The sequence below is a fragment of the Vibrio sp. SCP2 genome (assembly GCF_059295395.1).
The window spans coordinates 80,894-94,269 of sequence record NZ_JCAFVV010000011.1 but is presented as its reverse complement, the minus strand read 5'-3'; the positions used below and the strand labels follow the sequence as shown (position 1 = coordinate 94,269).

The following is a 13,376-nucleotide window of genomic DNA, read 5'->3' as shown; positions in this document are numbered from 1 at the left end:
ACTGTGCTGAATCCGAAGATTCAATGGTCACTTCGTTTCATTGAAACCTAATTTGAAACCGAAGTTTCTAATTGGATTATCATCAACGAGTGCCCACACAGATTGATAGGTTTATATTGTTAAAGAGCTTTCTTCTTTGTGACTCACATCACTTCGGAAGAGGCAGCCATTCTAGCGTTTCAATTTGAAGTGTCAAACACTTTTTTTGAATTTTTTGTTTCACTCGATTTGAGTTGAAACTTAGCTAGTTGGCTTTACTGACTTTCCGCTGAAGCCTTGTGGCGTCTGCCGTGTCAGTGGAAGCGCATTATAGGGAGTTGAGATTTAAGCGCAAGCCCTTTTTCAAATAAAATTGAAAAAAATGACCGTTCGTTGAATTTGTATGCAAAAGCATAAAAAAAGGGAGCAAAACGCTCCCTTTTTAACCTGAATTCTTAAGCTTTATATAAAAGCATAAGCATCGGCATACATTCTTTCCGCTTGCGCTTGCTTATTTAGGGTAAATTTCTCACGCGCAGCGCCTGCCATTTCAAAGCGTCCAGCGATATAGATGTCATACTCTGCTAACGAATCGAAATCTTGCTCTACAGCTTGAAGAACATTACCTACTTTTCCTTGCCATTCAGCTGGGGCTTCTTCTATTACAGGTACAAACTGAACATTACGATTATTCGCCGCAATCTCTTCAAGTTCTGGTTTCGCGTATAGCTGGCATTCATCGCGCCCACCCCAGTATAAGTAGATAGGGTTAGTTTTGTTTTGCGCGATGCAATGATCGAGGATAGAACGCACATAACTAAAACCAGTACCACCTGCTATCAACAAAATAGGACGCTCACTCTCTTCTTGGATCCAAGCATCGCCGTGTGGCGCGTCGATAGTAATCTCACCGTCTTGCTCTAGTGCAGTTTTCATCGCTTCTACTACTTCGTGAGCGTAAGCATTGTGTTCTGCAGCACCGATATGCAGTTCCAGTTCACCTTCATGGCGACATGGGCTGCTCGCAATAGAAAATGGTCTTTTATCTTTTTCACCCATCACAACCATTAGGTACTGGCCAGCTTTAAAACTTACTGGGCTTTCTGGGTGCAATAGAATTTGGTAAGTATTGCAAGCCAACGGCTGGATTGACTTTACTTTACATTGAATAGTCATGGTTTCCTCTTACTTACTCTTCAAAAGTAAGCACTAATTTACTTTCTGCGAAGGCTTGGCAAGCAAATATCCATCCTTGTTGTTGCTCTTTCTCTGTGAGCATAGGTTCAAGGTGATAAGAGACTGTTCCTTCTAGTTTACGACACAAACAGGCAGCGCATGCACCAACCTGGCATCGGTGAGGAAAGCGGATATTATTGTTGAGCGCCGCTTCCAACACCGTTTGTCCATCTTGTACTTCGAATTCTATGCTATCTGGCAACAAGATGACGGAATGATTCATAGAATACCCAACTTATCCCACATCGCATCAATTTTTGCCACAAGTTGAGGATCTTTCTTGATAGGTGTGCCCCATTCTCTGACAACCTCCTCTCCTTCCAGCTTATTAGTGGCATCCAACACAAGGTGAGAGCAAGACAGATTAGTGCCCGCTTCCTGCTTGGTATCTCGTGCTGGGTCCATACGAGTAGTCACAGCCCAGATAATGTCGTTCCAATCTTTTGCATTCACATCACTATCACAGACAACGATGAATTTAGGTGCGCCACGCTCGAGCAAGAACTGCTCTACCTTTTGCGCCAGCTGCTTAGATTGACCAGCGTGCTGCTTATCCATAGTGACAATAGCAAAGCTGTTATTCTTAGCTGTCGATGGGATATAGATATCGATAACTTCTGGGTTATGCTCAATAAAGCTCTTAAGCGCAGCTTCACTCAATTGGGTATGTTGTTTTACGGATTGCTCCGAGCCAACCAACTCAGCATCCCATTTGACTGTTGCGTCTAGCCCCATTTTCGAGCCGAGGCCAACGACCGGAGAAGCGAAGTCCAATGAATCAATTGGGGTATTCTCAATAAATAATGTATCTCTGACCGGATCCATATGTTCAGTCATCGCTGCTACCACTTGATCCCAATCGCGTGCATTGACCTTTTCATCGCACACAATAACAAACTTGGTGTACATGAACTGACGCAAGAAGGACCAGACTCCCATCATGACTCTTTTAGCATGACCCGGATACTGTTTCTTCATTGTCACTACCGCCATGCGGTATGAACAACCCTCTGGTGGTAAATAGAAATCTTCTATTTCAGGAAACTGCTTTTGCAGAATAGGTACAAACACTTCATTGAGTGCTACGCCTAGTACTGCTGGTTCATCAGGTGGGCGACCAGTATAGGTACTGTGATAAATCGGCTCTTTACGCATTGTGATGTGGGTAATAGTAAAGACGTGGTGCTTTTCTTTTTCGTTGTAGTACCCGGTGTGGTCACCGTAAGGCCCTTCATCAGCGAACTCATTAGGATCAATGTAGCCTTCCATAACGATTTCAGCGCTAGCTGGGACTTCTAAGTCATTACTAACCGATTTGACGACTTCGGTTTTTTTGCCGCGCAGCAAACCCGCAAATGCGTACTCAGATAATGTATCTGGCACTGGCGTTACTGCGCCGAGAATCGTTGCTGGGTCGGCTCCAAAAGCGACGGAAACAGGAAAGGGTTTACCTGGGTTGGTTTCCATCCAGTCACGTAGATCTAATGCGCCACCACGGTGAGCTAGCCAACGCATAATGATTTTGTTCTTAGCGATTTTTTGCTGGCGGTAAATACCTAGGTTCTGTCGCTTCTTATTCGGCCCTTTGGTAACGGTCAGTCCCCAAGTCAATAACGGCGCGACATCACCTTGCCAACAACTCATGACTGGCACTTTATCCAAATCAACTTCTTCGCCTTGCCAGATAATCTCTTGGCAAGGGGCTTTACGTAGACGCTTAGCAGGCATGTTCAATACTTGTTTGAACACTGGTAACTTATCTAATGCGTCTTTAAAACCTTTTGGTGGCTCAGGTTCTTTCAAATAAGCGAGCAACTTACCGACTTCACGTAACTCTTTGACATCTTGTCGCCCCATACCTATCGCGACACGCTCCGGAGTACCAAACAGGTTGGTCAGTACAGGCATGTCGTAGCCGATTGGGTTTTCAAACAGTAGAGCTGGGCCGCCAGCCCTTAAGGTACGGTCACTGATTTCCGTCATTTCATAGTCGGGATCAACGGGATGAGAGATGCGCTTTAGCTTCCCTTCTTTTTCTAGATGAGCGACAAAGTCGCGTAAATCCTTAAAACTCATAGACCTAATTGTGGGCTGGTTAATCTGCACGCAGTATAACAAAAAGAGGAATCATTCGATCCCTCTTTTTCGTGTGGTTATATGTCTTAGCCTTACTGTCCGATCACACTGAGGATCGCGCGGCTATTTACTTTTTGGTTGCTACTGGCTAATTCTTCTAGCCACGATGAGTAACCTTGGCGTGCAAGTTCACCAGCAATGAACCTTGCATCATCAGATGCCGCCATTCGCGCGATAAGAAACTCTTTTACATCGCTCGACATTGGCCTAACTTTGGTCAGTTCGGTAATCGCTCGCTCTTTGAGGCTTGGGTTATTCGAGGCTTGCATCACTTGCTCTAAAGAAAAGCTATCTGCCACTTTAGCCAGTCGCACCAGTTCGGACTCACTGTTAAAGTCAGCTTTCATCAGCCACAGAAGTTTATAAACATCTGGATTTTCACTGACTTGAGCTAATCGCACCATGACTTGAGATGAAGGTAACCAACTGACTACCGGAGCTTTGGTCAACTGTTCAGCGAGGTTATTCACTGCTTCAGGTGAGAGGCTATCGAGTTCGCGGATCAGCAGAGCTTCACGAGTCTGTACTTGGTAATCGCTACCAGTCAGCCAATCTTTCAAATCCAGCTCACCACGCTCAGCATCTAAAACAAAGGCAAGCGTTGACTGATCTTGACGCCACTGTTTGAGTAAGCGGTTGGCAATCGCTGGGTAATTAAAAGCAGGGACTGAAAACTCATAGCCATCCCCTCTTTCTAACACTTGGTAGGTTGGCACCATTGACTGTTGCTGCTCAACAAACAGCGCCATTTTAGGTGTCAAAATCAGGTTTTGGTCTTCAATTTTCTTTAGCAGTAGATAGCGGGAAACTTCTTGTACGGGAAGAGATAGCCTTTGCAACGCAAAGTTAAGGCCATCAGTATCATCTTCAACCACATACTGAAGGAGTTCAGCGACTTTATCGTGAACTTGAGATTCTTGTAACCATTGCTCCACACGCTGAGGTTCCATCTCAGTTGCAGCGACGGTAGGTACTCCGGTAAGAAGTGCGATAGACAGGAGTACCGACGACAACATTCCTTGTTGCATGTTAACCTCCTTGTAACATATTGCACCATTGTGCTCGCTATCAATAGATAATGCAAACAAAAACGCCACCAAATATGGTGGCGTTTGATAATTCAATCTATCGACTATTGACGGCGCATCGCGTCAAAGAACTCATCGTTAGTCTTAGTCATTGCTAGCTTGTCGATTAGGAACTCCATCGCGTCGATCTCACCCATTGGATGAACAATCTTACGTAGAATCCACATCTTCTGTAGCTCTTCATTCTTAGTTAGAAGCTCTTCACGACGAGTACCTGAACGGTTGAAGTCGATTGCAGGGAAGACACGCTTCTCGGCGATCTTACGGTTCAGGTGAATTTCCATGTTACCTGTACCTTTAAACTCTTCGTAGATAACTTCATCCATCTTAGAGCCTGTATCTACTAGCGCTGTTGCTAGAATTGTCAGGCTACCACCTTCTTCTACATTACGTGCAGCACCGAAAAAGCGCTTAGGACGGTGTAGAGCGTTAGCATCGACACCACCAGTCAGAACTTTACCTGATGATGGAACAACTGTGTTGTATGCACGAGCTAGACGAGTGATAGAATCAAGCAGGATGACTACATCTTTCTTGTGTTCAACAAGACGTTTTGCTTTCTCGATAACCATCTCAGCAACTTGTACGTGGCGAGATGCAGGCTCATCAAACGTAGACGCAACCACTTCACCTTTAACTAGGCGTTGCATCTCAGTTACTTCTTCTGGACGTTCATCGATAAGAAGTACCATTAGCTCACACTCTGGGTGGTTGTAAGCAATGCTCTGTGCAATGTTTTGCAGCAGCATTGTTTTACCCGCTTTAGGTGGAGCAACGATCAGACCACGCTGACCTTTACCGATTGGTGAAGCTAAGTCTAGAACACGTGCTGTGATATCTTCTGTCGAACCGTTACCACGCTCCATCACCATACGCTCGTTTGCGTGTAGTGGCGTCAAGTTTTCAAATAGAATCTTGTTACGCGCGTTGTCTGGTTTGTCATCGTTAACTGTATTGACTTTTAGTAGAGCAAAGTATCGCTCACCGTCTTTTGGTGGACGAATCTTACCGGCAATCGAGTCACCTGTACGAAGGTTGAAGCGGCGGATCTGACTTGGAGATACATAGATGTCATCTGGGCCTGCCAAGTAAGAGCTGTCTGCACTGCGCAAGAAGCCAAAACCGTCTTGAAGTATTTCCAGAACCCCGTCGCCAAAAATGTCTTCGCCGCTTTTCGCGTGAGCTTTTAGGATGGCGAAGATAATGTCTTGCTTTCTTAGACGAGCTAGGTTTTCAAGGCCCAAGCTTTCGCCAAGTTTAACAAGATCAGACACAGGTCTGTTCTTCAGTTCTGTTAGATTCATGGTGGTGGATACTTTTTTAGTCAAAATAGGATCTGTTATTTAGTTAAGATGAATTTGGTCACAGGATCGACCAAGAAGAGAAACTTGTTTATTTAACGTGCGATAAATTAGCACTAAATACTAGCCTAGTCTAGATTTTGTTAGGCAGCAAAAACAAAACCGTGCATTTCTTCAAATCGCACGGTTTGCTCAGTAACTACTTATAGATTTGCGTCTAGGAACTCTTTTAGTTGAGTCTTCGACAGCGCACCAACTTTGGTTGCTGCGACATTACCGTCTTTAAAAAGAAGCAATGTTGGAATACCGCGGATACCAAACTTAGGTGGAGTACCTGCGTTATGGTCGATATTTAGTTTACCGATAGTGAGCTTGCCTTCGTACTCATCTGCGATTTCGTCCAGGATAGGAGCAATCATCTTACAAGGACCACACCATTCTGCCCAAAAATCCACTAGTACAGGGCCTGCAGCATTGATTACGTCGTTTTCAAAACCGTCATCCGTAAGCTGCAAAATCTTATCACTCATCTTCCACTCCAATGTGTTTTTTGAAACTGGTTGGATGATAACCAGTAAATAGATGCCCTATTGGAATGTATTTACTTTCTTATTGCAAGCTTTAGCTGATATTCTATCACCATGAAAAAGACGCATATCACAGAGCAAAAGTTCGCCGATTTGGGTTTACACCCTCAAATTACTGAAGGTTTGGAGAAGAAAGGGTTTGAATTTTGTACCCCTATCCAAGCTTTGGCGTTGCCGGTACTGCTCACCGGCCAAGACATCGCAGGCCAAGCCCAAACGGGTACAGGTAAGACACTCGCTTTCCTGACTGCTACATTTAACCACCTACTGACGACTTCAGAACATGAAGGTCGTAAGCCAAATCAGCCGCGTGCCATCATCATGGCACCAACACGCGAGTTGGCAATTCAGATTTACAATGATGCTGAGCCGCTAATTGCGAGCACAGGCATTAAAGCTGCGCTTGCCTACGGCGGCGAAAGCTACGACAAGCAACTAGCTAAGCTTGAAGATGGTGTGGATATTCTGATCGGTACTACCGGTCGTATTATCGATTTCTACAAGCAACGCGTATTTAACCTAAACAACATTCAAGCGGTTGTTCTTGATGAAGCCGATCGCATGTTCGATCTTGGTTTTATTAAAGACATTCGTTTCTTGTTCCGTCGTATGCCTGAACCAAAAGAGCGTTTGAACATGCTGTTCTCAGCGACGCTTTCTTACCGCGTTCAAGAGTTGGCATTCGAGCACATGCATAATCCAGAGCATGTTGTGGTTGAGCCAGAAGTTAAAACCGGCCATCGCATCCAAGAAGAGCTGTTTTACCCTTCTAATGAACATAAGATGGCTCTGCTGCAAACCTTAATTGAAGAAGAGTGGCCTGAGCGCGCGATCATCTTTGCTAACACTAAACATAAGTGTGAATCGGTTTGGGGCCACTTGGCTGCTGACGGCCATCGTGTTGGTTTGTTAACAGGCGATGTACCGCAGAAGAAACGCGAGCGTATCTTAGAGCAGTTTACTAAAGGTGAAGTTGACCTATTAGTGGCAACAGACGTTGCAGCGCGTGGTCTACATATTCCTCAAGTAACGCACGTGTTTAACTTTGACCTACCAGATGACTGCGAAGATTACGTACACCGCATAGGCCGTACAGGTCGTGCTGGCGCGAGCGGCCATTCGATTAGCTTTGCTTGTGAAGACTACGCGATTAACCTTCCTCCGATTGAAGAGTACATCGAGCACGCGATTCCCGTGTCAGACTACGACCCAAGTGCTTTGATTGAAGATTTACCTGCACCGCTACGTATGCGTTCAAACCGTCCGCAGCAACGTCGCACCAATACAGGTGGTTCTCGTTCAGGCAACCGTCGCAACAACAATCGCTCTCGTCAACGTCAACAAAAGGATTCTTAAGTCGTCTATGAGCCAAGCAGTTTCATCTCCGCTTTACGCAGCCATCGACCTCGGGTCGAACAGTTTTCATATGCTCGTTGTGCGTCACATTGATGGCAGCGTACAAACGATGGCTAAAATCAAACGCAAAGTTCGCCTTGCAGCGGGCTTAGACGAAAACAACGCGCTAAGCCTAGAAGCCATGCAACGCGGCTGGGACTGCTTGAGTCTATTTGCAGAACGACTGCAAGATATTCCTAAAGAGAACATTCGCATCGTGGGTACCGCTACGCTGCGTACCGCAACTAACGTGGACCTGTTTCTGGAAAAAGCCAATCAGATACTTGGTCATAAGATTGAAGTGATCTGCGGCGAAGAGGAAGCAGCGACTATCTATAAAGGGGTCGCACATACCTCTGGTGGTAGTGGTCGACGTTTAGTGGTTGATATTGGTGGTGCAAGTACCGAGCTTATTATTGGTGAAGGTTTTGAAGCTAAGGCACTGACTAGTCTGAAAATGGGATGTGTCACTTGGCTGGAGCGCCACTTTAAAGATCGTCAGTTGACCGTAACCAACTTCAACAATGCCATTCAAGCAGCCAAAGAGACACTGCAACCTATCTTGGAACAGTACACTCAAATTGGCTGGGATGTATGTGTCGGCGCATCAGGCACTGTTCAGGCTTTGCAAGAAATCATGTTGGCGCAAGGGATGGATGAGGTTATTACTCACGCCAAACTGAAACGCCTGCAAAAACAAGCAATGTTAGCCGATCACCTTGAAGAGCTTGAGATAGAAGGACTGACCCTAGAGCGTGCATTAGTCTTCCCTAGCGGCCTTTCTATTCTCATCGCGATTTTTGAGCTACTTGAGATTGATTCAATGACGCTTGCGGGTGGCGCACTACGTGAAGGCCTAGTGTATGAAATGGTTGATGAGCTAAAGCAAGACGACATTCGTGCTCGCACTATCTGTAGCGTTCAGAGCCGCTACCAAATTGATGTCGCTTACGGTCAGCAAGTTGCCAACATGGCAGCTAAACTGCTCGCTGAATGTCAGTCTGATTGGATCGCAGAGTCGCACGGTAGTGTACTGCTTGAAACCGCAGCCAAGCTACATGAGATCGGTTTGACTATCGATTTCAAAAAAGGAGGCGAACATAGTGCTTACCTGCTGCAAAACTTGGATTTACCTGGTTACACGCGAGCACAAAAGCATCTCTTAGGTGAGCTCACGCGCCGCTATCGTGAACAGCTAACATCACTCCCGGAGCAGCATGCTTTATCCAGCAACAGTGCCAAACGAGTGTTACGCCTGCTGCGTTTAGCGGTGTTATTAACTCATCGTCGTAACCCTGAGCTTGAGCCTAACATTACCCTAAGCTCTAACGATGATAAGCTGACCCTAACGCTAAAAGCGCAGTGGCTTAAAGACAACCCTTTGACCGCTGCTGAACTCGAAATAGAAGCAAACCGTCAAAGTGATATTGGTTGGCCACTCTCGATTGTTGAGTACTAATCTCAACTGAGCAATGTTCGAAAGATACTAAAAAGCCCGAGGAATAGTATTCCTCGGGCTTTTTCTTGTTGGTCATTTCAATTAAGACTTAGCGCCAACCACTTTAAAGTCAGGGTTCACTGCGGTGAGTTTCTTGACCAAGTAATTCAGCAATACGCCATACATAGGAACAAACAGACCCAAGCTGATGACTAATTTGAAGCCGTAGTCCACCAGCGCAATCTCTGTCCAATGCTCGGCCATAAACGGATCTGGGCTTTGATAGAAGGCAATCGCGAAGAAAGCAATGGTATCTAACGCATTACCAAATAGCGTTGAACATGTCGGGGCAACCCACCACTGTTTTAGCTGACGCAGACGGTTAAAGACATGCACATCCAGAATCTGGCCCAGCAAATAAGCCATAAAGCTTGCGATCGCTATGCGCGCAACAAACAGGTTAAATTCCCCAAGCTGATTCAACCCTTGAAATGAACCTTCATAGAACAGAACAGATAAGCCGTATGAAACCGCCAGTGCTGGCAACATCACTAAGAAGATGATGCGACGAGCAAGCTGAGCACCAAAAATACGAACGGTTAAGTCAGTCGCTAAGAAAATAAATGGGAAAGTAAATGCGCCCCAAGTGGTATGGAAACCGAAAACGGTAAAGGGCAGCTGAACTAAGTAATTGCTCGATGCAATAATGATCAGGTGGAACAGAACTAATAGAAAAAGGGCTTTGCGCTGCTGCGCAGGGGTAAAGTTACTCATGCGATACCTTTTTAGTTTGGTTTGGGGGTGAGGGAACCCAAATCGAATCCATTCCAAGCCAAGGAAAGACTCTTACCAACAATGTTAAAAGAAACTAGCCGCGATGTTTTTGTGATAACTATCGCGGCGGGCGATTATACATTAACCAATTTGAGCTGCAACTGGCTAAGGCTACGCAATCGTTAGCGTATTAAAATCAGCTTAGAAACCTTTGCTAAATAGTGAAGCCAGAAAATCGAGCTCTGGTTTAGATTCTTCAATTGCCAGTGCTTCAAACCAGATACTCTCACTGTAGTGCTCTGATTTTAAGAATAGCTGACAACCTTCAAAATCAATCAACCAAGAGTGGATATCTGCATCCCACTGCTTTTCGACCACTGAAGCCGATAGCAGTTTGACCAGTTTGTCAGCTAACTGAGGAAAGCTATCAAAATCAAACTGCGGAGCACGAATGATGATGCGCCCCTCTTCTACCTGATAATCAAGCAGACCAAATTCCGTTTGTGGTGTGACATCAGCCATGATTTGTTAAGTGCTCCTGAATAAGATCTAAGAATGGGTCGGCGTACTTTTCTAGCTTACGCTGCCCCACTCCGTTTACGGCAAGCATTTCACCGTAAGAAGTCGGTAGTATTTCTGCCATATCAATTAATGTCGCGTCACTGAACACTACGTATGGTGGTAAACCATCTTCATCCGCAATGGCTTTACGAAGCTTACGCAACTTAGCAAATAACTTCTTATCGTAGTTTTTGCTCGACAGCTTGTCTGATTTAGCGGCGCGAGCGGCGGTATCAAGGCGTGGTACAGCAAGCTCTAATGACATATCACCGCGTAACAGCGGCCTTGCCTCTTCCGTCAATTGCAAAGTGGAGTTGCGAGTGATGTTTTGGAACAACAAACCTTTATGGATCAACTGACGAAAAACACTGACCCAATAGTCATGACTATTTTCACGCCCCAGCCCATAAGTCGACAGTTTGTCATGACCGTTTTCACGAATACGGATATTCTGCATCCCACGTAAAACTTCGACTACATAGCCCATACCAAAGCTTTGATTTACCCGGTACACGCAAGAGAGCGCTTTTTGAGCTTGCTCCGTGGCATCAAAGTGCTTAGGTGGATCGAGGCAGATATCGCAGTTACCACATGGTTTCTCACGGTACTCGCCAAAATAGTTAAGCAGTACTTGGCGGCGACAGGTTTGCGCTTCAGCAAAAGCACTCATTGCGTTTAGCTTATGCGCTTCAACTTGCTTCTGCGGACCATCATCTTTTTCATCCAACATGCGGCGCAGCCAACTGATATCTGCTGGATCGTAAAGCATCATCGCTTCGGCAGGCAATCCATCTCGCCCGGCTCGGCCTGTCTCCTGATAATAGGATTCGATATTGCGCGGAATATCAAAGTGCACCACAAAGCGAACGTTGGGTTTATTAATCCCCATCCCAAACGCCACAGTCGCAACAACGATCTGGATATCATCACGTTGAAACGCCTCTTGGACGTACGCACGCTCATCCGCTTCAAGACCTGCGTGGTAACTTGCAGCACGTAAGCCGTTGTTACACAGCTTTTCCGTCACCATCTCTACTTTCTTGCGGCTACCACAATAGATAATGCCGCAGCTGCCACGTTGTCCTTCAAGAAAGCGAACTACCTGAGAAACTGGCTTATGTTTCTCGACTAGGGTGTAACGAATATTGGGGCGATCAAAGCTACCAAGATAAGTATGCGGCTCGTCGAGTTGCAGGCGCTGCATGATGTCTTTACGCGTCGCGTCATCTGCGGTTGCCGTCAACGCCATGACAGGGATATGAGGAAAATGCTGTTTGAGCTGGCCTAACGAGGCATACTCAGGTCTGAAATCATGCCCCCACTGAGAAATACAGTGCGCTTCATCAACCGCTATCATCGACAATGAGATATTTTCCAGACGCTCAATAAAATCGCGCATCAATACACGTTCTGGAGAAACATAAACCAACTTTAACGCGCCAGAATGCATGCGATTATAAACGGAGATCAGCTCTTCACGTGGCATGGTGGAGTTGACACACTCAGCGGCCACACCATTCGCTTTCAGTTGGTCTACCTGATCTTTCATCAATGAAATCAACGGGGAGATAACTAACGTTAACCCCTCACGTGCCAAGGCAGGGATCTGATAACACAAAGATTTACCGCCACCCGTTGGCATGATCACTAAGCTATCTTGCCCAGCAACCGCCGACTCAATCACTTCTTGCTGACCATCACGAAAGCTCTGATAACCAAAAACATCTTCTAAGATGCTTTGCGGCGTCGGCAAATCGGCTGAAGGTGACTGGGCTAAAAGTGTCGAGGTCATGAACTATCTCAATAGAATTGCAGGATGAGTGCGCGTCGAACGCAAGGGGCACATTGTAGTGGGGTTTAAAGGTGAATAAAACCGCAAATTGTTAGGTGAATCGGATTATGCTCCTTATACTGCGTGTTTCAATTTGTAAAAATTATGATCGAGTAAAGATAAATGACTCCAGAAGAACAACAGCGAGCGAAACAGGGTGTCTTTCTTGCCATTGGGGCATACACCATGTGGGGCATCGCACCTATCTACTTCAAGGCTTTGGTTGAAGTCTCGCCATTAGAGATTTTGAGTCACCGCGTTGTGTGGTCTTTTTTCTTACTCGCTGCCCTGCTTCACTTTGGTCGTCGTTGGCGTAATGTTCGCGACGTGATCAAGTCGAAACAGAAGCTGCTTTATTTAGTGACTACGGCGGTTTTAGTTGGCGCTAACTGGCTGATATTCATCTGGGCGGTGAATTCCGATCATATGCTCGACGCCAGTCTGGGTTACTACATCAACCCGTTAATAAACGTGCTGTTGGGGATGCTCTTTCTGGGAGAAAGGTTACGTAAACTACAGTGGTTTGCCGTCGCACTCGCCGCTTGTGGAGTATTGGTCCAACTGTTTGTGTTTGGCTCAATCCCGATTGTTGCGATCACTTTGGCGCTGACTTTTGGTTTCTACGGCCTATTACGTAAAAAAGTCAGCCTTGAAGCTCAAACTGGCCTGTTTATAGAAACTTTGGTGCTACTTCCAGCCGCAGCTATCTACTTGCTGTGGATTGCTGACAGCCCAACGTCACACTTGACCGAGAATCCGCTCGACCTGAATTTACTACTCATTTCAGCAGGTATCGTCACGACCTTGCCGCTCCTTTGTTTTACTGGCGCAACAACACGCTTAAAGCTATCGACTTTAGGCTTCTTCCAGTACATAGGCCCTAGCTTGATGTTTTTGCTGGCCGTACTTGTATATGGCGAAGCTTTCACTCTCGACAAAGCGATTACTTTCGCCTTCATTTGGGGCGCCTTGGTTATCTTCAGTTTTGACGGCCTAAGAAATAACAGGCAGTCGAAGAAAGCGACAAAAGCACACTGATCGTTTTTTACA

At 45.9% G+C, this 13,376-nt stretch carries 12 protein-coding genes; 3 read left to right on the top strand and 9 right to left on the bottom strand.

What is annotated here, in order from left to right; all coding sequences use genetic code 11:
• Positions 1-441: 441 nt before the first annotated feature.
• The 6 genes from fre to trxA form a co-directional block, all read right to left on the bottom strand.
• Positions 442-1,155, bottom strand: a complete 714-nt coding sequence (gene fre, locus AC5O63_RS20320; protein ID WP_239851278.1) for an NAD(P)H-flavin reductase — start codon at positions 1,153-1,155, stop codon at positions 442-444.
• 13 nt (positions 1,156-1,168) lie between these two features.
• Positions 1,169-1,438: a 2Fe-2S iron-sulfur cluster-binding protein gene (locus AC5O63_RS20315; protein ID WP_171383442.1), complete on the bottom strand. Its 270-nt coding sequence runs from the start codon at positions 1,436-1,438 to the stop codon at positions 1,169-1,171.
• Positions 1,435-3,291: a 4-hydroxy-3-polyprenylbenzoate decarboxylase gene (ubiD, locus tag AC5O63_RS20310; RefSeq protein ID WP_494506083.1), complete on the bottom strand. Its 1,857-nt coding sequence runs from the start codon at positions 3,289-3,291 to the stop codon at positions 1,435-1,437. Before ubiD ends, AC5O63_RS20315 begins: the two co-directional genes overlap by 4 nt.
• Positions 3,292-3,383: 92 nt before the next feature.
• Positions 3,384-4,379 (bottom strand): hypothetical protein, encoded by a 996-nt coding sequence (locus tag AC5O63_RS20305; protein ID WP_004745493.1) that lies wholly within the window; start codon positions 4,377-4,379, stop codon positions 3,384-3,386.
• Between the two features lie 104 nt (positions 4,380-4,483).
• Positions 4,484-5,743 carry a transcription termination factor Rho gene (gene rho, locus AC5O63_RS20300; protein WP_004745495.1) on the bottom strand — a complete coding sequence of 420 codons (1,260 nt, stop codon included), beginning with the start codon at positions 5,741-5,743 and terminating at the stop codon, positions 4,484-4,486.
• Between the two features lie 200 nt (positions 5,744-5,943).
• The gene (gene trxA / locus AC5O63_RS20295; RefSeq protein WP_004745500.1) at positions 5,944-6,270 is read right to left on the bottom strand and encodes a thioredoxin TrxA; all 327 of its coding nucleotides are present in this window, start codon (positions 6,268-6,270) and stop codon (positions 5,944-5,946) included.
• 111 nt (positions 6,271-6,381) lie between these two features.
• On the opposite strand from trxA, the gene rhlB reads away from it, so the two are divergent.
• Both rhlB and gppA read left to right on the top strand, forming a co-directional pair.
• Positions 6,382-7,683, top strand: coding sequence for an ATP-dependent RNA helicase RhlB (rhlB, locus tag AC5O63_RS20290; RefSeq protein WP_171325820.1), 1,302 nt, complete (start codon positions 6,382-6,384; stop codon positions 7,681-7,683).
• A gap of 7 nt (positions 7,684-7,690) precedes the next feature.
• A complete protein-coding gene (gene gppA, locus AC5O63_RS20285; protein ID WP_239851282.1) occupies positions 7,691-9,181 on the top strand; it encodes a guanosine-5'-triphosphate,3'-diphosphate diphosphatase in 1,491 nt (496 codons plus the stop codon).
• Positions 9,182-9,262: 81 nt separating this feature from the next.
• Here gppA and AC5O63_RS20280 read toward each other — a convergent pair whose 3' ends face one another.
• From AC5O63_RS20280 to recQ, 3 genes are all read right to left on the bottom strand, one after another.
• On the bottom strand, positions 9,263-9,934 hold the full coding sequence (locus AC5O63_RS20280) for a 7-cyano-7-deazaguanine/7-aminomethyl-7-deazaguanine transporter (RefSeq protein ID WP_004745505.1): 672 nt from the start codon (positions 9,932-9,934) through the stop codon (positions 9,263-9,265).
• Positions 9,935-10,135: 201 nt separating this feature from the next.
• Positions 10,136-10,456, bottom strand: coding sequence for a DUF3630 family protein (locus AC5O63_RS20275; RefSeq protein ID WP_494506082.1), 321 nt, complete (start codon positions 10,454-10,456; stop codon positions 10,136-10,138).
• Positions 10,449-12,287 carry an ATP-dependent DNA helicase RecQ gene (recQ, locus tag AC5O63_RS20270; protein ID WP_272785926.1) on the bottom strand — a complete coding sequence of 613 codons (1,839 nt, stop codon included), beginning with the start codon at positions 12,285-12,287 and terminating at the stop codon, positions 10,449-10,451. Before recQ ends, AC5O63_RS20275 begins: the two co-directional genes overlap by 8 nt.
• A gap of 162 nt (positions 12,288-12,449) precedes the next feature.
• On the opposite strand from recQ, the gene rarD reads away from it, so the two are divergent.
• On the top strand, positions 12,450-13,364 hold the full coding sequence (rarD, locus tag AC5O63_RS20265; protein ID WP_494506081.1) for an EamA family transporter RarD: 915 nt from the start codon (positions 12,450-12,452) through the stop codon (positions 13,362-13,364).
• Positions 13,365-13,376 lie beyond the last annotated feature (12 nt).